Annotated in this window: 20 protein-coding genes and 1 riboswitch; of the genes, 10 read left to right on the top strand and 10 right to left on the bottom strand. The window is 67.8% G+C overall.

The window, feature by feature from the left end; translation table 11 throughout:
- Positions 1-47 precede the first annotated feature (47 nt).
- From cobN to cobF, 6 genes are all read left to right on the top strand, one after another.
- Complete coding sequence (gene cobN / locus FIV02_RS24610) at positions 48-3,794, top strand: cobaltochelatase subunit CobN (protein ID WP_152490057.1); 3,747 nt, start codon at positions 48-50, stop codon at positions 3,792-3,794.
- Between the two features lie 381 nt (positions 3,795-4,175).
- Positions 4,176-4,445: a hypothetical protein gene (locus FIV02_RS24605; protein ID WP_152490056.1), complete on the top strand. Its 270-nt coding sequence runs from the start codon at positions 4,176-4,178 to the stop codon at positions 4,443-4,445.
- Positions 4,446-4,744: 299 nt separating this feature from the next.
- The gene (locus FIV02_RS24600) at positions 4,745-6,355 is read left to right on the top strand and encodes an ATP-binding cassette domain-containing protein (protein WP_152490055.1); all 1,611 of its coding nucleotides are present in this window, start codon (positions 4,745-4,747) and stop codon (positions 6,353-6,355) included.
- Positions 6,356-6,416: 61 nt separating this feature from the next.
- Positions 6,417-7,424 (top strand): ATP-binding protein, encoded by a 1,008-nt coding sequence (locus tag FIV02_RS24595; protein WP_152490054.1) that lies wholly within the window; start codon positions 6,417-6,419, stop codon positions 7,422-7,424.
- The gene (locus FIV02_RS24590; protein ID WP_306085270.1) at positions 7,406-8,161 is read left to right on the top strand and encodes a VWA domain-containing protein; all 756 of its coding nucleotides are present in this window, start codon (positions 7,406-7,408) and stop codon (positions 8,159-8,161) included. The genes FIV02_RS24595 and FIV02_RS24590 overlap by 19 nt, the downstream gene beginning before the upstream one ends.
- Positions 8,158-8,925: a precorrin-6A synthase (deacetylating) gene (cobF, locus tag FIV02_RS24585; RefSeq protein ID WP_152490052.1), complete on the top strand. Its 768-nt coding sequence runs from the start codon at positions 8,158-8,160 to the stop codon at positions 8,923-8,925. Before FIV02_RS24590 ends, cobF begins: the two co-directional genes overlap by 4 nt.
- A 60-nt stretch (positions 8,926-8,985) precedes the next feature.
- Here cobF and FIV02_RS24580 read toward each other — a convergent pair whose 3' ends face one another.
- Complete coding sequence (locus FIV02_RS24580) at positions 8,986-9,273, bottom strand: hypothetical protein (protein ID WP_150607279.1); 288 nt, start codon at positions 9,271-9,273, stop codon at positions 8,986-8,988.
- A 98-nt stretch (positions 9,274-9,371) separates the two neighbouring features.
- Between FIV02_RS24580 and FIV02_RS24575 the strand changes: the two genes are divergently transcribed.
- Positions 9,372-10,163: a helix-turn-helix domain-containing protein gene (locus FIV02_RS24575; protein ID WP_152490051.1), complete on the top strand. Its 792-nt coding sequence runs from the start codon at positions 9,372-9,374 to the stop codon at positions 10,161-10,163.
- Positions 10,164-10,209: 46 nt separating this feature from the next.
- On the opposite strand, the gene FIV02_RS24570 is transcribed toward FIV02_RS24575, so the two are convergent.
- Positions 10,210-10,689, bottom strand: coding sequence for a carboxymuconolactone decarboxylase family protein (locus FIV02_RS24570; RefSeq protein ID WP_047590574.1), 480 nt, complete (start codon positions 10,687-10,689; stop codon positions 10,210-10,212).
- A gap of 228 nt (positions 10,690-10,917) precedes the next feature.
- On the bottom strand, positions 10,918-11,829 hold the full coding sequence (locus tag FIV02_RS24565) for a LysR family transcriptional regulator (RefSeq protein ID WP_037054709.1): 912 nt from the start codon (positions 11,827-11,829) through the stop codon (positions 10,918-10,920).
- Between the two features lie 142 nt (positions 11,830-11,971).
- Between FIV02_RS24565 and FIV02_RS24560 the strand changes: the two genes are divergently transcribed.
- Together FIV02_RS24560 and FIV02_RS24555 are read left to right on the top strand one after the other, a co-directional pair.
- Complete coding sequence (locus FIV02_RS24560; RefSeq protein ID WP_037054708.1) at positions 11,972-12,715, top strand: SDR family oxidoreductase; 744 nt, start codon at positions 11,972-11,974, stop codon at positions 12,713-12,715.
- Between the two features lie 85 nt (positions 12,716-12,800).
- The gene (locus tag FIV02_RS24555) at positions 12,801-13,370 is read left to right on the top strand and encodes a flavin reductase family protein (RefSeq protein ID WP_152490050.1); all 570 of its coding nucleotides are present in this window, start codon (positions 12,801-12,803) and stop codon (positions 13,368-13,370) included.
- A gap of 40 nt (positions 13,371-13,410) precedes the next feature.
- On the opposite strand, the gene FIV02_RS24550 is transcribed toward FIV02_RS24555, so the two are convergent.
- Positions 13,411-14,022, bottom strand: coding sequence for a LysE family translocator (locus tag FIV02_RS24550; RefSeq protein WP_037054705.1), 612 nt, complete (start codon positions 14,020-14,022; stop codon positions 13,411-13,413).
- A gap of 92 nt (positions 14,023-14,114) precedes the next feature.
- On the opposite strand from FIV02_RS24550, the gene FIV02_RS24545 reads away from it, so the two are divergent.
- Positions 14,115-15,098 (top strand): GlxA family transcriptional regulator, encoded by a 984-nt coding sequence (locus tag FIV02_RS24545; protein ID WP_152490049.1) that lies wholly within the window; start codon positions 14,115-14,117, stop codon positions 15,096-15,098.
- Between the two features lie 49 nt (positions 15,099-15,147).
- Here the strand turns inward: FIV02_RS24545 and FIV02_RS24540 are convergent, their stop codons facing one another.
- From FIV02_RS24540 to cobG, 6 genes are all read right to left on the bottom strand, one after another.
- Complete coding sequence (locus FIV02_RS24540; protein WP_047588817.1) at positions 15,148-15,747, bottom strand: LysE family translocator; 600 nt, start codon at positions 15,745-15,747, stop codon at positions 15,148-15,150.
- Between the two features lie 79 nt (positions 15,748-15,826).
- Positions 15,827-16,666 (bottom strand): AraC family transcriptional regulator, encoded by an 840-nt coding sequence (locus tag FIV02_RS24535; RefSeq protein ID WP_037054699.1) that lies wholly within the window; start codon positions 16,664-16,666, stop codon positions 15,827-15,829.
- A 192-nt stretch (positions 16,667-16,858) separates the two neighbouring features.
- Positions 16,859-18,517 (bottom strand): precorrin-3B C(17)-methyltransferase, encoded by a 1,659-nt coding sequence (gene cobJ / locus FIV02_RS24530; protein ID WP_152490048.1) that lies wholly within the window; start codon positions 18,515-18,517, stop codon positions 16,859-16,861.
- A 198-nt stretch (positions 18,518-18,715) separates the two neighbouring features.
- Positions 18,716-19,456 (bottom strand): precorrin-2 C(20)-methyltransferase, encoded by a 741-nt coding sequence (locus FIV02_RS24525; RefSeq protein ID WP_152490047.1) that lies wholly within the window; start codon positions 19,454-19,456, stop codon positions 18,716-18,718.
- On the bottom strand, positions 19,456-20,082 hold the full coding sequence (locus FIV02_RS24520) for a precorrin-8X methylmutase (RefSeq protein WP_152490046.1): 627 nt from the start codon (positions 20,080-20,082) through the stop codon (positions 19,456-19,458). Before FIV02_RS24520 ends, FIV02_RS24525 begins: the two co-directional genes overlap by 1 nt.
- A complete protein-coding gene (gene cobG / locus FIV02_RS24515) occupies positions 20,075-21,412 on the bottom strand; it encodes a precorrin-3B synthase (protein WP_256663037.1) in 1,338 nt (445 codons plus the stop codon). Before cobG ends, FIV02_RS24520 begins: the two co-directional genes overlap by 8 nt.
- A gap of 93 nt (positions 21,413-21,505) precedes the next feature.
- Positions 21,506-21,706: riboswitch (cobalamin riboswitch) on the bottom strand.
- Positions 21,707-21,765 lie beyond the last annotated feature (59 nt).

Genomic DNA, 21,765 nt, shown 5'->3' with positions numbered 1-21,765 from the left:
CCTGGCTCGCTGATCGTCGCGGCTGAAGCCCCTCCCACGGAACGACCATGCATCTATTACGCACCCAGCCCGGCGCCCAGCTGCCGGCCGACAGCATCGCCGACCTTGGCCAGACGCCTGCCGAGCTGGTGATTCTCTGCACCGGTGACTCGCACCTGTCCCTGCTCGCCGAGGCCGCCCGGCAGTTGCCGGACGATTACCCCAGCCTGCGCCTGGCCAGCCCGGCGCAGTTGAGCAACCACGCATCGGTGGACTTCTACGTCGAGCAGGTGCTGCAGCACGCGAAGGTCATCCTGATTTCCGTGCATGGCGGGGTGAGCTACTGGCGCTACGGGATCGAACGTCTGGTCGAACTGGCCGGGCTCGGTGCGCAGGTGATCATGGTGCCGGGCGACGATCAGCCCGATCCGCAGCTGATGGCCATGGGCAACGCCAGCGAGGACGACAGCCGCCGTCTCTGGCAGTACCTGCGTCAGGGCGGGCTGGACAACGCACAGCAGTTGTTCCGTTTCATCGGCAGTCGCTGGCTGGGACGCAGTGACAGCTGGGTCGAGCCGCAGCCGTTGCCCCGGGTCGGGCTCTATCACCCACACCGCAGTCCGGCCACGCTGGCCGATTGGCAGGCGCACTGGCAGCCCGGTGCGCCGGTGGTGGCGCTGCTGTTCTACCGCAATCACGTGCAGGCGGCGAATACCGCTTTCGTCGATGCCTTCTGTGCGCAACTGCGCCACCAGGGGCTCAACCCACTGCCGATCGCCGTGGCCAGCCTCAAGGAGGCGGCCTGCCTGGCCCAGGTGCAGGACTGGCTGGATGAAACCGCCACCGCGCTGATCATCAACACCACCGGCTTTGCCCTGTCCAACCCCGAGGCGCCGCAGAGCCGACCGTTCCGCCGCGACATTCCGGTGCTGCAGGCGATCTGCGCGCTGGATAACCAGGCGCAGTGGCAGGCCAGCGCCCAGGGCCTGGGTGCCCGCGACCTGGCCATGCACGTGGTGCTGCCGGAGCTGGACGGGCGCCTGATCGGCACGGCGATCAGCTTCAAGGGCCTGGCCTGGCGCAGCGAGCGCAGCCAGAGCGATGTGGTGTGCTACCAGGCGCATGAGCCTGGCATGGCTCATGTCGCGGAAATGGCGAGAAAGTGGTGCGATCTTGCGAATAAAAGCAATGAAAGTAAACGTATTGCGCTGATTCTTGCCAACTACCCGACGCGTGACGGGCGGATTGGCAACGGGGTCGGCCTGGATACCCCGGGCGCTGCGCTGAATATCCTCCGCGCCCTGCAGGCCGAGGGCTACCCGGTGGATAGCCTGCCGGACAGCGGCACGGCGCTTATCCACAGCCTGCTCGGTGGCGTCACCAACGACCTCGACGGCCTCGACTTGCGCCCCTGTGCGCAGAGCCTGGCGCTGGACGACTACCTGGCGTTCTTCCACCGCCTGCCGGCGGCCAACCAGCAGGCGGTGCGCGAGCGCTGGGGCGAACCGCAGGACGACCCGATGTTCCGCAGCGGGCGGATGATGGTCGCCGGACTGCGCTACGGCCTGACCTTCGTCGGCATCCAGCCGGCGCGTGGTTATCAGCTCGATGCGGCGGCGGTCTATCACGACCCCGACCTGGTTCCGCCGCACGGCTACATCGCCTTCTACGCCTGGCTGCGCACGGCGTTCGCCGCCGATGCGCTGGTCCATGTCGGCAAGCACGGCAACCTGGAATGGCTGCCGGGCAAGAGCGTCGGTCTCTCCGCGAGCTGCTGGCCCCAGGCGCTGATCGGCCCGCTGCCCAACGTCTATCCGTTCATCGTCAACGATCCGGGTGAGGGCGCGCAGGCCAAGCGGCGCACCCAGGCAGTGATCATCGATCACCTGATGCCGCCGTTGACCCGCGCCGAGAGCTACGGCCCGCTGCGCGACCTGGAGCGGCTGGCCGACGAGTACTACGACGCCAGCCAGCTCGACCAGCGCCGCGCCGTCGAGTTGCGCGGCGAGATTCTGGCCAAGGTGCGCGAGGCCAGCCTCGACCGCGAGCTGGGCCTGCAACTGAATGACGACGGTGACAGCTGGCTGCCACAGCTCGACGCCTACCTGTGCGACCTCAAGGAATCGCAGATCCGCGATGGCCTGCATGTGTTCGGCGAATCGCCCTGTGGACAACTGCGTCGCGACACCCTGCTGGCGCTGCTGCGCATCCCCCGTGGCGACGGCCAGGGCGCCAACGCCAGCCTGCTGCGTGCGCTGGCTCGGGGTCTCGAGCTGGGCCTCGACCCGCTCGACTGCGACATGGGCCAGCCCTGGGACGGTGCCCGTGCGGATGCCCTGCAGGCTGTGGACAACAGCCCCTGGCGCACGGTCGGCGATACCCGCGAGCGGCTCGAGCTGCTCGCGCTGGCGCTGATCGAGCGCCGCCTGAACGGAGAGCGCATCGATGCCTTCGGCGCCGACGTCGCAGCGATTCTCGATGGCCTGGCCGGAAATGTCGCGCCCCTGCTGGATGCCTGTGGTGATGCCGAAATGGGCGGCCTGCTCGCCGCGCTGGCCGGGCGTTTCGTCCCTGCCGGGCCGAGTGGCGCGCCGAGTCGCGGGCGCCTCGACGTGCTGCCTACCGGGCGCAACTTCTTCACCGTCGACGTGCGCCACCTGCCCACGCCGACGGCCTGGCGCCTCGGTGTGCAGGCCGCCGAGCGCCTGCTCGAACGCCACTTGCAGGACGAGGGCGACCACTTGCGCCAGCTCGGCCTGTCGGTGTGGGGCACGGCGACGATGCGCACCGGCGGTGACGATATCGCCCAGGCGCTGGCGCTGATGGGCGTGCGCCCGGTGTGGCAGCCGGGCAGCCAGCGTGTCGAACGCTTCGAGGTGCTGCCGCTGGAGCAGCTGGGCCGGCCACGGGTGGATGTCACCCTGCGCGTGTCGGGCTTCTTCCGCGATGCCTTCAGCAACCTCATTCGCCTGTTCGACGATGCCGTGCAGGCGGTGATCGAACTGGACGAGCCGGAAGACATGAACCCGCTGTCGGCGCGGGTCTGGCGCGAGTCGCTGGCGCTCGAGGACGGCGGCCTGGACGAAGCCGAGGCGCGTCGCCAGGCCGGTTGGCGGGTGTTCGGCGCCAAGCCGGGCGCCTATGGCGCCGGGGTGCAGAACGCCATCGAGGAGCGTCTGTGGCATAGCCGCGAGGATCTCGCCGAGGTGTACCTGAACTGGGGCGGCTATGCCTACGGCAGCGGCGCCGAGGGCGCGCCGGCGCGCCAGCGCTTCGTCGAACGCCTGGAGCGGATGCAAGCCGTGCTGCACAACCAGGACAACCGCGAGCACGACATCCTCGATTCCAACGATTACTACCAGTTCCAGGGCGGCATGCTGGCGGCGGTGGAAACCCTGCGCGGGCTCAAGGTGGCCAGCTACTTCGGCGACAACAGCCAGCCGGATACACCGCGCATCCGCAGCCTCAAGGAAGAGTTGAACCGCGTGGTACGCGCCCGCGCGGCCAACCCCAAGTGGATCGAGGGCATGAAGCGCCATGGCTACAAGGGCGCCTTCGAGCTGGCGGCGACCATCGACTACCTGTTCGCCTTCGACGCCACCAGCGAACTGGTCGACGACCACCAGTACGCGCTGCTCACCGATGCCTACCTGCTGGACCGCGACACCCGCGAGTTCATCCAGCAGCACAACCCCGGTGCTCTCAACGACATGCTCGAGCGTCTGCTGGAGGCCCAGCAACGTGGTCTGTGGGAGAATCCCGGCGAGTACCGCGAGGCGCTGGAGAATCTGTTGCTCGACAGCGAGGAATCCTGAAGCGACTCGTTTCCGTAGGCTCCTGAAACGATGTCCGTTTGCCTGAGCCCGTACTCCCGGATTTCATCCGGGCTACCTTGTCTGGCGGCTTGCGGTTGGCTCAGTTCCCGTAGGGTGGGTTAGCCGCCTGGCGCAGAGCCTGGGCGGATTGCTGATGTGGGGCGGCGTAACCCACCATCGTTGTCAGGCCGGGCATCGTTCGGTGGGTTACGCGGCGCACTGCCTTTCTGCGCGGCTGCAGGACCGGTGTCCTGCGCCGCTAACCCACCCTACGGGGTATGGCGGGTCCTGAAAGGGTTTCCGTTTGCCTGAACCTGCATTCCCGGATTTCATCCGGGCTACCTTGATGGAATATCTGTTGCTCGATAGCGAGGAAGGCGTGTGAAAGCAGCATTGGCCCGAATGGGCGCATGGTGGCGCCGGCCGATTACCCGGCGTGAGCGAGTTCGCTCGGCCTGCATCGGCGCGGTGGCCGGCATATGGATTGGTTTGTTCGCGTTCATGCTGGTCGATGGCGGTTCCATCAGCCTTGCCGGGATCGGCACCTGGCTCCTGTCGGGCATGGCGGGTAGCGCCGGATTGGCGGCTCTGTTTCCGCGGGTTCTTGGTATCGTGCTTTTCCCTCTGAGCATCTGCGGTATCGGTAACTGAGCATGGCTTTCCCAGCGCCGTAGCCTGGCTGAAACCCTTCGTGTTCGCCGCCCTGGCGTGGAGTTATCCACAGAATGGATGCCCTGAGCTGACGCTGGCGGCGCTCCGCGCATGGCCCGGCGGATTTCGTTGCCCCGTCATCCCCAACACTTGTCGCGGATGCCCCGTGGTCTTACCCTGAGCGCTCATTTCATGTCGGAGTCTCGTCCAATGCGTCAGTAATGCCGTCGTGTCCGCACGACCAGTGATCGATCGCGGCTTCAGCCCGCGCGTACTCACGGCATTGCCTGGAGGCATGGATGACCGATTCCCCGCATATCGCGCTCGAGCGCGTTTCTTTTCGCTTTGCCGATGGCGTCATGCTGTTCGAGGGGCTCAGCGAAGTATTCGATAACCGCCACACGGGTCTGGTCGGACGCAATGGCGTTGGCAAGACGGTGCTCGGCCGCTTGCTGGCCGGTGACCTGCAGCCCAGCGAGGGGCGTGTCGTGCGACAGGGGCGTATCGCCTACCTGCCGCAACGCATCGTGGCCGCCGCCGACGCCCGTGTCGTCGACCTGGCGGGTTGCGCACACTGGTTCGATGCCATGCAGCGGGTCATGCGTGGTCAGCCGCATGAGGACGATATCGAGCGCCTCGAAGGGCGCTGGGACCTGGTCGAGCGGCTGCAAGCTGCCTTGCATGAGGAGGGCCTCGGCCACCTCGATGTACAGACGCCGGCGGCGCAGCTTAGCGGCGGGGAATGCAGCCGCATTGCCCTGCTTGGCGCGCTGCAGGCGGATGCCGATCTGCTGATTCTCGACGAGCCCGGCAACCACCTCGACCAGGCCAGCCGCACGCGCCTGGGCCAGCGCCTGGCGAGTCGGCGCGGCGGCGTGCTGCTGATCAGCCATGACCGTGACTTGCTGGCGGGCATGCAGCGTATCGTCGAGCTGTCGGCTTCCGGCTTGCGCAGCTACGGCGGTGGCTATGCCTTCTATCAGGCGAGCCGTGAGCAGGAGCGCGAGGCTGCGTGGCAGACCTTGAACAGCGCCCGTGTCGAGCGCAAGCGAGGTGAGCGGGCGTTGCGCCAGCAGCATGATCGTCAGCAGCAGCGCATGGCCAGCGGCCTGCGCCAGGGCAAGGACAGCAACCAGGCGAAAATCCTCCTGGGCATGCAGAAGAACCGCAGCGAGAGCAGCGCCGGGCGCGTTGCCACGCGCTTGCAGGCGCAGCGCCAGAAGCTCGACGAGCAGGTGCGCGACGCCGCAGCGGCGCTGGACGAGGAACGGGAGGTGACCCTGCACGGGCAGGCGGCGCCGCTGCCGCCGGGACGCCGGGCTCTGTCCTGGCGCGATCTGCGCCTGCCGTTCGGATCGGCGCCGTTGCCGGATGTCGAGCTGTTCGGCTCGCGGCGGATGGCCATCGTGGGCCCCAACGGCTGTGGCAAGTCGAGCCTGCTGGCGCTGCTCAGCGGTCGCCTGGCCGCGCGCTCGGGCGAGTGTCGGGTCGAGGTGCCCTGGGCGTTGCTCGACCAGGAACTGCAGGGTTTGGCGCCGCAGGAATCGGCGCTGGAACATCTGCACCGCCTGGCACCCGGCCGCGCGCAGAGTGTGCTGCGTACCCGCCTGGATCACCTGGGCATCGGCCCTGATGCCGCGTTGTTGCCCTGTGCCAGGCTCAGTGGCGGTCAGCGCCTGAAGGTGGCGCTGGCCGGGGCCCTGGCCCGTGAGCCACAGCCCCGACTGCTGATGCTGGATGAGCCGGACAACTTTATCGACCTCGACTCGCGCCTGGCGCTGGAGCGCTTTCTGCGGGCCTATCGAGGGGCGCTGCTGGTGGTTTCCCATGACGGCGCCTTTCTCGACGCATTGGCCTTGACCGACCGCCTGCAGTGGACGGCCGCTGGCTGGCTGCACGAGGTGTTGTGAAACGCCAGTGGCCGAGGGCTCTGGTCTACAATGCCGATCTTTGCCGCCAGTGAATGCCGCCATGACCGAACATCACTTCCCCCTTGCCGCCGTGGTCGGTGCCGACTCGCTGAAGCTGGCGCTGTGCCTGGCGGCCATCGACCCGGCCATCGGCGGGGTGCTGATCGAAGGCCCGCGCGGCATGGCCAAGTCCACCCTGGCCCGTGGTCTGGCCGATCTGCTCGACGGCGGGCGTTTCGTCACCCTGCCGCTGGGCGCCAGCGAGGAACGTATCGTCGGCACCCTGGATCTGGACGCCGCGCTGGGTCAGGGCCAGGCGCGTTTTTCCCCGGGTTTGCTGGCGCGCGCCGATGCTGGCGTGCTGTATGTCGATGAGGTCAACCTGCTGCCCGATCATTTGGTCGACCTGCTGCTCGATGCCGCTGCCAGCGGGGTCAACCATGTCGAGCGAGATGGCATCTCCCATCGCCACGCCGCGCGCTTCGTGCTGATCGGCACCATGAACGTCGAGGAAGGCGAGCTGCGCCCGCAACTGCTTGACCGCTTCGGTCTCAACCTGGCGCTGGACGGCCAGCCGCAGCCGCTCGAGCGCGCCGAGATCGTTCGCCGGCGCCTGGCCTTCGATGCGTCTCCGGATGCCTTCGTACAGCGTTGGCAAGCTGAACAAGAGGCCCTGGCGACGCGTTGCCAGAGCGCCCGCCAACACCTGGCCGCCATTGCCCTGGATGATGCGTCGCTGGGCGAGATCAGCCAGCGCTGCTTTGCCGCTGGCGTCGACGGCCTGCGCGCCGACCTGGTCTGGCTGCGCGCCGCCCGCGCCCATGCCGCCTGGCGGGGTGCAGGGGCCATCGAGCCTGTGGATATCGACGCGGTGGAGGACTTCGTCCTGCGTCATCGCCGTCGCCAGCAGGCACCACAACCGCCTGCCGCCACGCCGCCCGAGCGGCCGCAGGCGCAGCAATCCGAGCAGTCGCCACAGCAGGGCGAAGGCCAATGGGGCGAGTTGCCGGCGCAGGTGCAGGCCATGGGTGAGCGGCGGGTGCCGCCGCGCTGGACAAAAAAGCCCTGAGCATCCGCCCGCGCAACGCCACAGGCGCGGATGCCGGCAAACGGCCCGGACGACTCGGCGGCGGCTTGCGCGGCGCCGCGCGGGCGGGTGCGCACGGCCGCATCGACTGGCCGGCGAGCCTGCGCCATGGTCGCCCGCTACGCCGCGAGCACCTGGTGCTGCGGCCGCGCAGCCGTCAGGCCGATGAACTCTGGCTGATGCTGGTGGATGCCTCTGCCTCGACCCGCCGCCATGGTGCGCTGAGCCTGAGCAAGGGCCTGCTCGCCGAGCTGTTCGACAGCGCTTACCGTCAGCGCGCGCGCCTGGCCGTGCTGCAGGCCGGCGGCCGCGAGGCGCAGTGGCTGTGGCAGGGGCGCAAGGCCAGCGCCGAACTGCATGCCTGGCTGCAGCAACTCGGCGCCGGCGGCGGTACGCCACTGCTCGATGCACTGCAGCAGGCCGGTGACTGGCTGGTGCGGCGGCGGCGACAGAAGCCCGCCGAACAGCAGCGCCTGCTGATCCTCACCGACGGCCGCCTGCGCGACTGGCCGGCCATGCACCCTCTGGGCTGCCCGACCCTGCTGATCGACAGCGAGCGCGCGCCGATCCGCCTCGGTCGCGGCCGCGAGCTGGCGCGCCAGCTGGGCGCCGATTACCAGCACATCGATGACTTACTGCCCTGTAGGAGCCCGCTGGCGGGCGATGATCGCCGGCAAGCCGGCTCCTACGGGTTGGCCATTCCCTGGAGAACCCCATGAAAACCCTGCTGCTGGTCGGCATCGGCGCCGGCGACCCGGACTACATCACCTACCAGGCGATCAAGGCGCTGCGCCGCAGCGACGTGATCTTCCTGATGGACAAGGGCGCGGCGAAGCACAAGCTCAATGCCCTGCGCCGTGAGATCTGCGCACGCTTTCTCGACGGCCACACGCCACGTTTCGCCGAGGGCCAGCAGCCGGAGCGCGAGCGCGAGGCCGCCGACTACCGTGCCAGCGTCGACGAGCTCAACCGCGGCAAACAGGCGGTGTTCGAACAGTTGCTCGACGAGCAGATGGCGGACGGCGAGACCGCTGCCTTCATGGTCTGGGGCGACCCGTCGCTGTACGACAGCAGCATCCGCATCATCGAGGCCATCGCTGCCCGCCGCAGCGACTTCGCCTACGACGTGATTCCCGGCATCACCAGCCTGCAGGCGCTCACCGCACGCCATCGCATCCCGCTCAACAGCATCGGCCGCGCCGTGGAAATCACCACCGGCCGCCTGCTCGCCGAGGGCTGGCCGCAGGGTGTGGACAGCGTGGCGGTGATGCTCGACGCCAAGGACACCTATCGCCGCTTCACCGGCCAGGGCCTGACCATCTACTGGGGCGCCTACGTCGGCACCGCCGACGAAATCCTCATGGCCGGCCCGCTGGACGAACTGGCCGACAAGATCGCCGTCACCCGCGCCGAGGCGCGCGAGCGTAACGGCTGGATCATGGACAGCTACCTGCTGCGCAAGGAAGGGACGGTGCAGGCTTGAGGTGAGGGGGCGTTGTCTACCCTAACGTGCGACCGCGGACTGACGAACCTGCTGTGAGTCCTAGAGTGGCGTGCTCTGGCTGGTGTCGGCGTCTTGCAGGTGAGGCGCCAGCCATTGGCGCAGCGCCTCGTCGCGTACCGACAGCACTTCGAACAGGCCCAGGGCGCGCAGTGCTGGTAGCGTCGCCAACAGATCGTGCTCAGCGATCGCGCGTTGTTCGGGGGCGGCTTGGTGATCGCAGAGTATCCTGGCGTTGGCCAGAAAGGCACCGACGCTCCCCTTGCGGATCACGACGCCATTGCGTTTGATCTGATCCATGCCCGCAGGCAGCAGGTCTTCAGCGCGCATTGCATAACTCCGATTGTGGTCAGGAAGTATCATCCTATCGGCGCTGGCGTGGCGTATGTGCGCTATAAATGCCATTCGATGACGATCTGGCGCCAATCATGTCTACGCCCCTGCTGCCGTTCGAACTGGCTGATTCCCACTGTGGCCCGCTGCTGTTGGCTGTGGCAGCGCATAGCACCTTGCCCCGCGACACCTCGCCTCATCAGCATGCACGGGGCCAGTTGCTTGGCGCTACGCGAGGGCTGCTCAGCGTCGATGCCGGTAATTGTCGCTGGGTGATCCCGGCTACCCATGCAGCATGGATTCCGGCGCACCTGCCACATGCGTTGCGTTCACACGGCCCGTTCAGCGGCTGGAGTCTGTACGTTGCACCGCAGGCATGTGCCGATCTGCCCGACAAGCCCTGCATCCTTGGCGTGTCGGCGCTGCTGCAGGCGGCGGTGGCACGCCTAAGTGCCTGGCCGGCCACGGCACCGGAGGCGGCGCAGCAGCGCTTGTGTGCGGTCATTCTCGATGAGCTTGGCGTGGCCCCCCAGGTCCCTCTCGGCTTGGCGATGCCGCAGGATGCACGACTGCTACGCATTGCTCTGGCGCTATCGGCGCAACCTGGGGACACTCGACGCCTACCGGAATGGGCAGCGTGGGCAGGTATTGCGCCGCGCTCATTGAGCCGACGCTTCGTTGTCGAGACAGGCCTCAGCTTTGAGCAGTGGCGCCAGCGCCTGCGGTTGTTGCATGCGCTGGAGTGGCTGGCAGCGGGGCGGCCGGTCACCGCCATTGCGCTGGACCTGGGTTATGACAATGTCAGTGCCTTCATTGCCCTGTTTCGCCGGGTGTTCGGTGTCACCCCGGGTCGTTATGCACCTTTGCAGACTGAGACTCAGCGTTAGTTCAGCGACCCTCTGGACGATTGCGGCAGGGTCATGCCGCCAGCGATCAGGCCAGACCGGCCTTGTCCAGTCCGTACAGCTTGTCGGCGGAGCCGGGGACGTTGCGGAAGGCCACGCTGAGGCGGTTCCAGCCGTTGATGGCCACCACCAGCAGGGACAGATCGGCCAGCTCCTGCTCGGAGAACTGCTCACGCACGCTGTTGTAGATGGCATCGCTGACGCCGTGCGGCGACAGGACGGTCAGGGCTTCGGTCCACTCCAGGGCGGCCCGCTCGCGGTCGGAGAACAGCGGCGATTCGCGCCAGACGGCGACATGGTGCAGGCGCAGTTCGCGTTCGCCGTGAATCTTCGCCTCCTTGACGTGCATGTCCACGCAGAAGGCGCAGCCGTTGATCTGCGAGGCGCGCAGGGTGACCAGGTGGGCGAGTTCGGTGAGAAACGGCGTCTTGCTCAGCAGGGTGGAAAATTCCGCGTACTTGCTGGAGGCCTTCGGGGAGAGTTTGAAGTAGTCGAGACGCTGGCTCATGGTTTTCACCCTTAATCCGAGTCGAGAAGAAACCGATGCGTCTCTGCGACTGGCAGAACCACAACGGCCCGGTGAAGAGAAATCTACGCACCGGTGGGCCAGTCACATAGATCCATTTCACCCAATTCTGCTTGGTCCACTTTTGCTCTAAGGGGGGCGCGTCCCGCTACTCGGTGTAGCTGCCGTGCGTGGCGGTCCGACACGACGGTGGCGTTGCTCTGAGCGACTTCAGCCCTGGGGGAACTGCGCCGGGTCGGAAAAGCAGGCGCGCAGGTGATCGAATACCAGGCGCACCCTGGGCGATACGGGGCCTTGTTGCGGGCGGTAGATGAACAGCTGCCAGGGGGCGGGGGCCTGCTGCGCCATCACGGCCTGCAGGCGACCGCTTTCCAGGTGCGGCTGGGCGAGGTAGGCGGGCAACTGCCCGTAGGCCAGGCCGGCGAGCACGACCTCCAGCTCGGCTTCGGGGTCGTCGCAGGTCAGTGCCGGGTTTGCGGGAAGCAGGCTTGGGCCGTCCGCGAAGGTCCAGGGCCAGGGCCGGCCGCTCTTGCGATCGATCAGCACCGAGAGCGGGCGTTGCTGCAGCTCGGCGAGCGTGCGCGGGCTGCCGGTAGTGGCGATCAGTTCGGGTGTGGCCACCACCTGCAGCGGCACGGGCGCCAGGGTGCGGGCGACGTAGCGGCTGTCGCGCAACGAGCCGATGCGGATGCCGATATCGATCTGCGCATCGACCGCGTCGGTGATTTCGTCCTCCAGGCGCAGGGTCAGCTGCAGGTGCGGGTGGCGCTTGAGCAGAGGCTGCAGGAAGCCGACCAGAAAGCGCTTGCCGATCGCCTGTGGCGCGGTGATGCCGACACGCCCGCTGAAGCCCGACTCGGTATCGGCGCGATGGCCACGAAACAGCGAGTCGAAGCCCTCCAGCGTCTGCCGTGCCCGCACGGCATAGGCTTCGCCGAAGGCGGTGATGTGAACCTGGCGGGTATTGCGGTGGAAGAGGATCTCGCCCAGCTCTTCCTCCAGCGCCTTGATCGCGCGCGTCACGGCCTGCGGGGAGACGCCGAGTCGCGTCGCTGCCTCGCGGAAATTGCTGCAGTCGGCCGCGCTGCAGAAGATGCGGATCATCTCCATGCGGTTGAGCATGTCGCTACGCCTTTGTGTTCCAGAATGTGGAATAGCCTAATCCAAACACTTCCATTCATTGAAACGAAAATCGCCTCTAGTGTGAGCCCATGTCCGGCATACGGCGCGGACACTTCAACGAATCCGAAAGAGAGGCTTACCGATGAGCAACAACATTTCCGGCAAGGTCGTGGTCATTACCGGCGCTAGCAGCGGTCTGGGCGAAGCCAGTGCACGTCATCTGAGCAAACTGGGCGCCAAGGTGGTGCTGGCTGCACGGCGCAAGGAGCGCCTCGAACAACTGGTCGGCGAACTGGTCGCTGCCGGTGGCGAGGCGGTCGCCTACCAGACCGACGTCACGCGTGCCGATGAGGTCAAGGCCCTGATCCAGGGTGCCGTGGATACCTACGGCCGGGTCGACGTGCTGGTCAACAACGCCGGGTTGATGGCCATTGCGCCGATGAGCGATCTGCGCACCGACGAGTGGGATCGCATGATCGACATCAACATCAAGGGCGTGCTGTATGGCATCGCTGCTGCGCTGCCGGTGTTCCAGCAGCAGAACGCCGGGCATTTCATCAACATCGCCTCGGTGGCCGGGATCAAGGTGTTCAGCCCGGGCGGTACCGTGTACAGCGGCACCAAGTTCGCTGTGCGCGCCATCTCCGAGGGCCTGCGTCACGAGGTCGGCGGCAGCATCCGCACCACCACCATCGAGCCGGGTGCGGTGGACTCCGAGCTGAAGTTCGGCAGCTCGCACCAGCAGAGCCGCGACTTCGTCGTCGACTTCTACAAGCAGGCCATCCCGGCGGACTCGGTGGCCCGTGCCATCGCCTATGCCATCGAGCAGCCGGCGGATGTGGATATCAACGAGATCGTCCTGCGTCCGACCGTGCAGGAGTTCTGATCCCGATCCGCTGCATCCGGGCGCTTGCGATGCGGGCCCGTACGGACCAGCATGCAGGCGCCTTTTTTCGCTTTCAGGAGTCTGCATGAGCGCGTCCATTCGTCCGGTCGATCTGGCCAAGGCTTACCGCCTGCTCAACCACGGCCCCACCGTGCTGGTATCCGCACGTCACCAGGCTGTGGATAACGTCATGGCGGCGGCCTGGTGCTGTGCGCTGGATTTCGACCCACCGAAGCTGAGCCTGGTGCTGGACAAGGCCACCCACACCCGTGCGCTGGTCGAGGGCAGTGGCCTGTTCGCCGTTCAGGTGCCGACTGTGGCGCAGCTGCAGCTGACCCAGGCGGTGGGCAATGCCAGCCTTGGCGATGACCCGGCGAAGCTGGCGCACGCCGGGGTCGAGCTGTTCGAGATGGCCGGCCACGATGTGCCCTTGGTTGCCGGCTGCTCGGCCTGGCTGGTCTGCCGGATGATCCATGAGCCGCATAACCAGCAGGCCTACGACTTGTTCATTGGCGAGGTGATCGCCGCCTGGGCCGACGAGCGGGTGTTCCGCGATGGCCGCTGGCACTTCGAAACGGCCGACCCGAACCTGCGCAGCCTGCATCACGTGGCGGGCGGGCATTACTACGCGATTGGCGAGGCACTCAAGGCCTGAATGGACGAGGTGCCTGAAGCGCTGCAGCCAGGCGCTCGCCTCAGCGTGCCAATGGCAGCGCCATGCCGATCAGCACGAACAGCGTGCCGCAGCTGCGGTTGAAGGTGTGGCCGCCGCGTTGCAGCCAGGGGCGCACACGCACGGCGGTGAGGGCCAGCAGCAGTTCGACGAGGAACTCGACCACGGCGAAGGTCGCCGCCATCACCACGAACTGCACGGCCAGGCCGCGCTGGGGGTCGAGGAACTGCGGCAGGAAGGCGCCGTAGAACAGAATCACCTTGGGGTTCGACAAGGCCGACAGCAGGCCCTGGCGAAACAGTCGCCCGGCGCTGGGGCGCACGCCGCTGTCGGCCAGCGTCAGGTTCATCGGCGGCGCGCGCCAGAGCTGGATGCCGAGCCACACCAGGTAGGCGCCGCCGATCCACTTGAGTGCCAGCAGCGCGGTGGGTGCGGTCTTGAGCAGGGCGCCAAGGCCGAACATGGCCAGGGCGATCAGCGTGCCGAAGCCGACCACGCCGCCGAGGATGGTCGCCAACGCCATGCGTGCGCCGTACAGCCCGCCATGGGTCAGTGCCAGCAGGCTGTTGGGGCCGGGCGTCAGCGCCAGGCCGAGGGTTGCGACGAAGTAGACGAGCCAGAGTTCGAGGGCCATGTGGGTCTCCTGGGAAGGTGGCCAGTCTACTCAGCGCTGCAGCCGGTAATGAGGTAGATTCTGGTCATCTACCAGTCGATTCTGGACGACTCATGTCGCAACGCCCTGACCTGCGCTTCCTTCTGCTGCCTCTGCCGGAGTTCGCTCTGCTGCCGTTCGGCGGCTTCCTCGACAAGTTGCGCTTCAGCGCCGACGACGAGGACTACAGCCGTCAGCGCTACTGCACCTGGACCATTCTCGGCCTGCAGCCGGGGCATGTGTCGTCGAGCAGCGGTGCGGCGTTGCGAATCGAGGCCACGCCGCAGGAGCTGACGCTGGCCGAGCACGACTATCTGGTGCTGTTCGGCGGGCGTAACGCGCAGGCCACGGCGGCGCTGGCGCCGGCCTACCGAGGCCTGTTGCGGCGCGCCGTACGCGCCGGGGTGAAGCTGGTGGCGATCGACAACGCCAGTTTCCTGCTGGCCGCCTGTGGCCTGCTCGATGGCCATCAGGTCGCGGTGCACTGGCGTCACCAGGCGGAGTTTCGCGCCAGCTTCGCCCACCTGCGGCTGGCGCACGAGCGCCTGTACAGCATCGATTCCGAGCGGATTTCCTGTGCCGGGGGTACGGCGGCCATCGACCTGGCGGTGGAGTTGCTGGCCCGTGGCAGCGGACGGGCGCGGGCGCTCAAGGGCCTGGCCGACATGCTGGTGGACGAGACACGCAGTGGCCAGCATGCGCTGCGCTCGCTGCATGGCACGTCCAGCGGCGAGCGTCATGTCGACCGTGCCATCGCCCTGATGCGCCACGGCCTGGCCAGCGCCGATGGTATCGAGCAACTGGCGGCCAGCGTCGGTATCAGTCGCCGGCAGCTCGACCGCCTGTTCCGCGCCCGCCAGGGCATGAGTGCCCGCGAGTACTGGAACGAGCTGCGCCTGCAACACGTGCGCTGGCGCCTGCTCAACTCCAGTCACAGCCTGGCGCAGATCGCCGACGAGATCGGTGCCAGCGACGCCAGCCATCTGGGCAAGCTGTTTCGCCAGCGGTTCGGTGTCGCTCCCGGCGCTTTTCGTCGCCAGGGCGCCATGTCGTCGTAGGCTGGATCACGTTTCACCGATCCACTGTCAGCGCATGCGCCGCTGTGCTTCATCGATCCATCAGCAACGGCAGCCACACCGATGCCAGCAGCAACAGCGCCATGGCCCGGTTGAACAGCAGCAGCCGCGACGGTTGCCGCAGCAGGCGGGCGCTGCCGGCGCCGAGCAGGCCCCAGCTGAGCAGGCAGGGCGTGGAGACCAGCAGGAACAGCGCGGCATGGATGGCCACGCGGCTTGGTGAAGCCTGGCCATCGAGAAATATTGCCGTGACCGAGAGGGTCATCAGCCAGGTCTTGGGGTTGATCAGTTGCAGGACGGCGCCCTGGACGAACCCCTGGCGTCGCTCGATGGGCCGTGCCTCGATACCGGCCGCGTCGCGGCGCATCAGCTTGCAGGCCATCCAGCTGATCCAGGCGGCGCCGGCCCAGGTCATCGCCGTTTGCAGCAGCGGTGTGCGCGCCAGCAGCTCGCCCAGGCCGAGGCCGACCACCAGCAGCATGAGACTGGCACCCAGGCTGGCGCCGAGGGCGATGGTCAGGGCAATGGGCAGGCCGAAACGCGAGGCGCTGCCGAGGATCAGCAGGTTGGTCGGCCCCGGGGTGATCGAGGCCGCCGAGGCGAAGAGGATGAAGGGCAGCCACTGGTTCATGGCCGGGGCCCTGGTGCGGTGAGGGGCATCGATGATCGCTCCATGTCGGGTCATGGTGGCGATTGTCCAGTGGCCCCGCTCAGCGGTCTTGAAGCTTTGTGCAGAGGCTGCGGTAGGCGCCGGGGGTGACACCATTGGCGCGGCGGAACCAGCGGCCGAGGTGGCTCTGGTCGGCGAAGCCCAGGTCGCTGGCGACGTCGGCGGGCGCACTGCCGAGGGCCAGCAGGCGGCGCGCGCGCACCAGGCGCAACTGGATCAGGTAGCCGTGCGGGGCGATGCCGAAGGCGGCCTTGAAGGCTCGCGTGAGGTGGAAGCGGTCCACGCCACAGACCCGGGCCAGTTCACCGAGGCCGATGTTCTCGTGGAAGTGCGCGTGCAGGTAGTCGCGTGCGCGCAGGGCCACGCCGGGAATCTGCGGGTTGCCCTGCATGCGCTGGCGCCATTGCAGGTTGCGCGATAGGCGTTCGAGCAGGCCATCCAGGGCCGCATCGCGGACCATGCGCGGCTCGCCCTCGCGCAGCGCCTGCAGGGCGTTGGCGATGTGCGGCAGCAGGCCGGGGTCGTCCGGCTGGGTGCGTGGCACGCTGGGCAGGCAGTCGACGGGAGCCTGTTCGAACAGCGCCGGCAAGGCGCCTTGGAGCCAGGCCGGTTCCAGGTACAGCGTGGAGTAGGTGAAGCCCCCTGGCGCCGGGGCGTTGCCGTCATGAATGTCGCCGGGCTCGAGGAAGAAGGTCTGCCCCGGCACGCTGCTGAACAGGGCGCGGCGGCAATTGAACTGCTGCACGCCCTGCTCGGTGAAGCCGATCAGGTAGCTGTCGTGCCAGTGCGGATCGTAGGCATGCCCCTCGAAATGCGCGCGGATCACCTCGATGCCGGTATCGGCATCCTGCTTGAGGTCGACCCATGATTGCGCGTTCATCGCCCGGCTCACAGTGGAAAGTGGAACGCCCGAGCTTAACCCGTTTGCCAGGCATGCCTAGAACGTTTGTGCAGATGGCAGGGGCTGTGAATAAAACCAGGCGCCTTGATCCGTAGGAGCGGCTTCAGCCGCGAAATTCGCGGATAAATCCGCTCCTACAAACGCTTGGCAATACTGCTTGAGGACGATGGTCTAGTCGGCCTGCGCGGGATACCAGCGCGGTGTGTAGACCCAGTCGCCGCCCTCGGCGCGGGGGAAGCGGCGGGTCTGGCTGGAGCCGATGATCACCAGGGTACGCATGTCGACCATCTCCGGCGTCAGCTCGCCCAAGCTGAGGTTGCGCAGCGCTTCGGCCGGGCGGCCAATGTCGCGGCCGAGCACCACCAGGGTTTCCGCCGCACGGTGCTGGCGCAGCAGTTCCAGCGCGCGGCCGAGCTGCCAGGGGCGCGCCCTGGAAATCGGGTTGTAGAAGGCCATGGCCAGATCCGCGGCGGCGGCGTGCTGCAGGCGCTGCTCGATCACCGCCCAGGGTTTGAGGTTGTCCGATAGTGAGATAAGGCAGAAGTCATGGCCCAGTGGCGCACCGGCCTTGGCGGCGGTGGCCAGGGCAGCCGAGACGCCCGGCAGCACCTCCAGTTCGACCCCGCGCCAGGCCTCGCTCTGCGGACTTTCCAGCGCTTCCATCACGGCGGCGGCCATGGCGAACACGCCGGGGTCGCCCGAAGAGATCATCACCACCCGGCGGCCCGTGGCGGCCAGCTCGAAGGCATGGGCGGCGCGCTGCAGTTCCTCGCGGTTGTCGCTGGGGTGTAGGCACTGGTCGGCGCGCAGCGGGCCGGCCATCTTCACGTAGGTGTCGTAGCCGAGCAGGTCTTCGGCCTCGTCCAGGACGCGGCGCACGGCGGGGGTCATGTGCTCGGCGGCGCCAGGGCCGAGGCCGACCACGCTGAGGCGGCCACGACGCTGGCCAAGGCGTTCGACATCCAGCGGCTGCTCGGCCAGCAGCAGGCGCAGGCCGTCGCCGGCGAGCTGCCGGGCGGGCAGCTCTGCGCTTGTGCCGTGGATGAAGCGCAGCGGCAGGTTCAGCTCGCGCGCGGCTGCGTGCAGCGCGGCATCGGCCATCCGGGCCTTGTCCGCGAGCAGAGCGGCCAGGGCCTGTGGCGCCAGGTTGGCGGCGCTCAGCGCCCGGTGAATGCGTGCCGCCAGCTGGTCGTCGGTTCGCTCGACCAGCACGGCGACGCTGCGCGGATGGATCAGCAGCTCGTCGGGCTGCGCCGGGCGGGCCTGCGGGGTGATGTGGATAACCCGCTTCGCAGTGTTATCCACAGGCAGCTGGGCGGCCTCCAGCCAGGGCGCCTGGCCTTCGATGCGCACCGTTTCGCCGCCGAGCAGGTCGCTGACGAAGCGCTTGCCCTGTTGCAGGTCGGCCAGTGCGTAGCCGGCCGGCGGCTCCAGCAGGCAGGTGCCGAAGCGCAGCTCGCCGCTGGTGGTGATCGCCGGCGTGACCTCCAGGTGCGCGGCGATCTCGCGGGCCAGGCGATTGACCCCGGCCAGGCCACCGAGCAGTGGCACCACGGCGCTGCCGTCTTCGGCGAGGGCCAGCACCGGCGGCTCGCTGCCCTTCTCCGCCAGCAGCGGGGCGAGGCTGCGGATGACGATGCCGGCGGCGCACAGCACCAGCAGCGGTTGCCCGGCCCGATAGAGCGCACGCAGGCTGTCGCCGAAGTCGTCGTAGTGACGCTCGGCAGCCTCGACCCGGCCGCGCAGGCCATGGATCAGCGCCTGTGGATAAAGCGCTTTGAGGCGTTGTGCAGTGGCCAGCGCGCTGCTGCCGAGGATGACGATGTTCATGCGGTAGATCCTGTAGCCCGGATGAAATCCGGGGTGTGTGTTTCCCGGATTGCATCCGGGCTACGTGCGAGCAGGGGGGAGCGTGTAGGGTGGATGGCGCTTTTTTCATCCACCATCGTGGCGGTGGATGGGTGAAGCGTCATCCACCCTACGAATCCAGGAGCGGCTGGGCCGTATTCCGCTCCCACAGGGAATAGATCATCCCCGCCATTTCTGGCCGGGCACCAGAATCATCGAGAAGTACGGCGAATCCATCGGATCCACCTCGTCCAGCGCGACGATCTTCTGGCTGGCCATGGTCGCGCGCTCGACGTAATGGGCGCGGTCGTCCAGGCCGAGCTTGCGCAGCACGCGGCGGACCTTGTCGAAGTTGCGCCCGAGCTTCATCACCACGGCGGCCTCGGCATCGCGCAGGCGCTGTTCGAGCTCTTCCTCCGGCAGCACGCCGGAAAGCACGCTCAGGCTCTGGTTGCGGTACACCAGCGGCGTGCCCAGCACCGAGGCGCAGCCGAGCATGGAACACACGCCAGGCACCACCTCGACGTCGTAACGCTCGGCGAGGCGGTCGTGCAGGTACATGTAGGAGCCGTAGAAGAACGGGTCGCCCTCGCAGATCACCGCCACGTCTTGGCCGGCGTCCAGCAGCTGGGCGATCTGTTCGGCGCAGGTGTCGTAGAAATCGGCGATCACATCCTCGTAGGACAGCGGTGCGGCGAGCTTCTCGGTGGTCACCGGGTAGACCAGCGGCAGGCGCTGCTGGGCGTCGTCCAGGTGCGCCTCGATGATGCCGAAGGCGTTGCCACCCTGGCCGGCGTTGTGTTTCGCCTTGGCCACGAAGTAGGCCACCACTGGCGCCGACTTGAGCAGGCGCAGCGCCTTGAGGGTGAGCAGCTCGGGGTCGCCGGGGCCGACGCCGAGACCAAGCAGACGACCGGCCATCACTCCACCTCCGAGGCCAGCGCGTTGACCGCGGCCACCGCCATGGCGCTGCCGCCGCGCCGACCGCGCACGATCACATAGGGCACGCCACGGCTGTTTGCGGCCAGGGCGTCCTTGGATTCGGCGGCGCCGATGAAGCCCACCGGCATGCCGATGATCAGCGCCGGTTTCGCTGCGCCGGCGTCGAGCATTTCCAGCAGGTAGAACAGCGCGGTGGGGGCGTTGCCGATCACTACTACGCTGCCTTCCAGGTGTGCGCGCCAGTGTTCCAGGGCCACCGCCGAGCGGGTGTTGCCGACCTCACGGGCGAGTTCGGGCACGCCGGCGTCGTGCAGGGTGCAGAGCACCGGATTGTTCGCCGGCAGGCGCGGGCGGGTGATGCCCTCGGCGACCATGCGCGCATCGCAGAGGATCGGCGCGCCGGCCAGCAGGGCAGCGCGGCCGGCGGCGCCAGCTCCGGGGGAGAAACGCAGGTCCTCGACCACGTCGACCATGCCGCAGGCGTGGATCACCCGCACGGCGAGCTTCTCCAGGTCGGCGGGAATGCCGGCCAGGTTGGCCTCGGCGCGAATGGTAGCGAAGGAGCGGCGGTAGATTTCCTGGCCGTCGCGGATGTAATCAAGCATCAGGGAGTCCTGCGGGAAGGTGGCGGGCGAACCAGGCGCCGGCCTCGTCGATGGTCATGGACGGCACCAGCAGGCGACCGAAGCCGGTCACCTCGGGGGTGCGTTGATAGAGCTGGTAGTGATCGGGCGTGCTGGCCAGCAGGGTGTAGGGCTGCACCCGCGCGCTGGCGCAACTGCGCGGGCAGGCGCTGAGGTGAGCCTGCGGGCGGGCGCCGTTGGCGCGCAGCAGCTCGGCCAGGTGCAGCGCATGGTGCTTGCTGTCGGCCAGGCCACGGGCGCAGGCGGCCGATCCGGTGCAGGCGACCAGCCCGAGCAGTGGGTCGCCGGCCTCGTGCAGCAGGCCGAGTTCGCCCAGTGCGTTGCTCAGGGTTGCGGCCTCGGCCTGTGGCACGTTGCCCAGCAGCAGGCCCTGCCAGGGGGTCAGGCGCAGTTCGCCGCCGGCATGCCGCTCGCTCAGCTCGGCGAGGGCCAGCAGCTGTTCGGCGTGCAGGCGGCCCAGCTGGGCCCCGGCGACGACCATGCACAGGCCGGCCCGGGCCTGTGGATAAATCCCTGCGGGCGCCCGCTCGACGCCAGCGGGCGTCTGCCAGTTGGCTGTTGGCGGCTGCAGGGGGAAATCCAGGCGTGCCTGCAGGCGCTGCAGCAGTTCGCTGGCCGGGAGCTGCGCCAGCAACTGGCGCATGCGTGATTGTTCGGGCGTGGCCAGTTCGAGGAACAGCAGCAGCAGTTGGCGCACCAGTTCGACCGCCTGCGCGGCTTCGATGCGTGCCAGCGGCGCGTCGCTGGGGCAGCCGGCCAGGCCCAGCAACAGGTGGCGTTCATCTGCGGCGGCCAGCCACAGGTCATGCGGGTGTTCGCGCATCGCCAGGGCTTCGCCGCCATCCAGCTGCAGGGCGAACTTGGCTGACAGGGCATGCAGCGCCGGGGTGTCCTGCAGCAGGTCGAGGAGTTGCCCGGCGAGCGGGCGAACGTCCATCCGTGCCTGCGGGTCGAGGCCGGCGGCAGGGCTGAGCAGCAGGTTGCGTACGTCGTCGGCGGCGGCCACGCGCGGACCGACACCGGCAGCGAGCAGTGCGCCGATCAGCGCGCTCTCCTGGCCGGGCAGCACGCCGCGAATCTGCAGGTTGCTGCGGTTGGTCAGCTCCAGGGTACCGCTGGCGTAGCGCCGGGCAGCCTCTCCGATCGCACGCGCCTGGGCACTGCGCAGCACGCCACCAGGCAGCTTGACGCGGCAGATACCGCCGTCCAGTGCGGGCACGATGCGCAGCAGGCCCGGACAGGCAGAAGCCCGAGGGGTTGGCAGTTCGGCGGTGAGGGGACAGTCGCGCACAGGGTTCACCAGCAACAACGACGCGGCGACCGGACCAGCGAAACCCGTCGAGAGGGTTTCATGGCATCGGTACACCCCGCCCGATGTTGGCACTCGCGACCAGCGTTCGTCGGCAGGTCTCCTGGCTGACAGGTCTTCATCCGCTGCGGCCTTCCCGGTTGCCCAGTGGCGCATGTGCAGCGGACTCGCTGTTTACAGTTGCGGGGGCAGCTCGGTGGCGATGGTTGATCGCTCCGGATTCCCTCTTCGAGGCTGTCGACGATCCAGCGCAGCAACGCCAGGCTCGGAAAGCCACCGGTGGCTGACGCAAGTGCTGCAGATCGTGAACAGACTCTTGGGCCCGTTTACAAGGG

Origin of the sequence: Pseudomonas sp. THAF187a (assembly GCF_009363395.1) — a bacterium.
Taxonomy (GTDB): domain Bacteria; phylum Pseudomonadota; class Gammaproteobacteria; order Pseudomonadales; family Pseudomonadaceae; genus Aquipseudomonas; species Aquipseudomonas khazarica.
The sequence above is the reverse complement of the archived record's forward strand: the minus strand, read 5'-3'. Positions and strand labels throughout refer to the sequence as shown.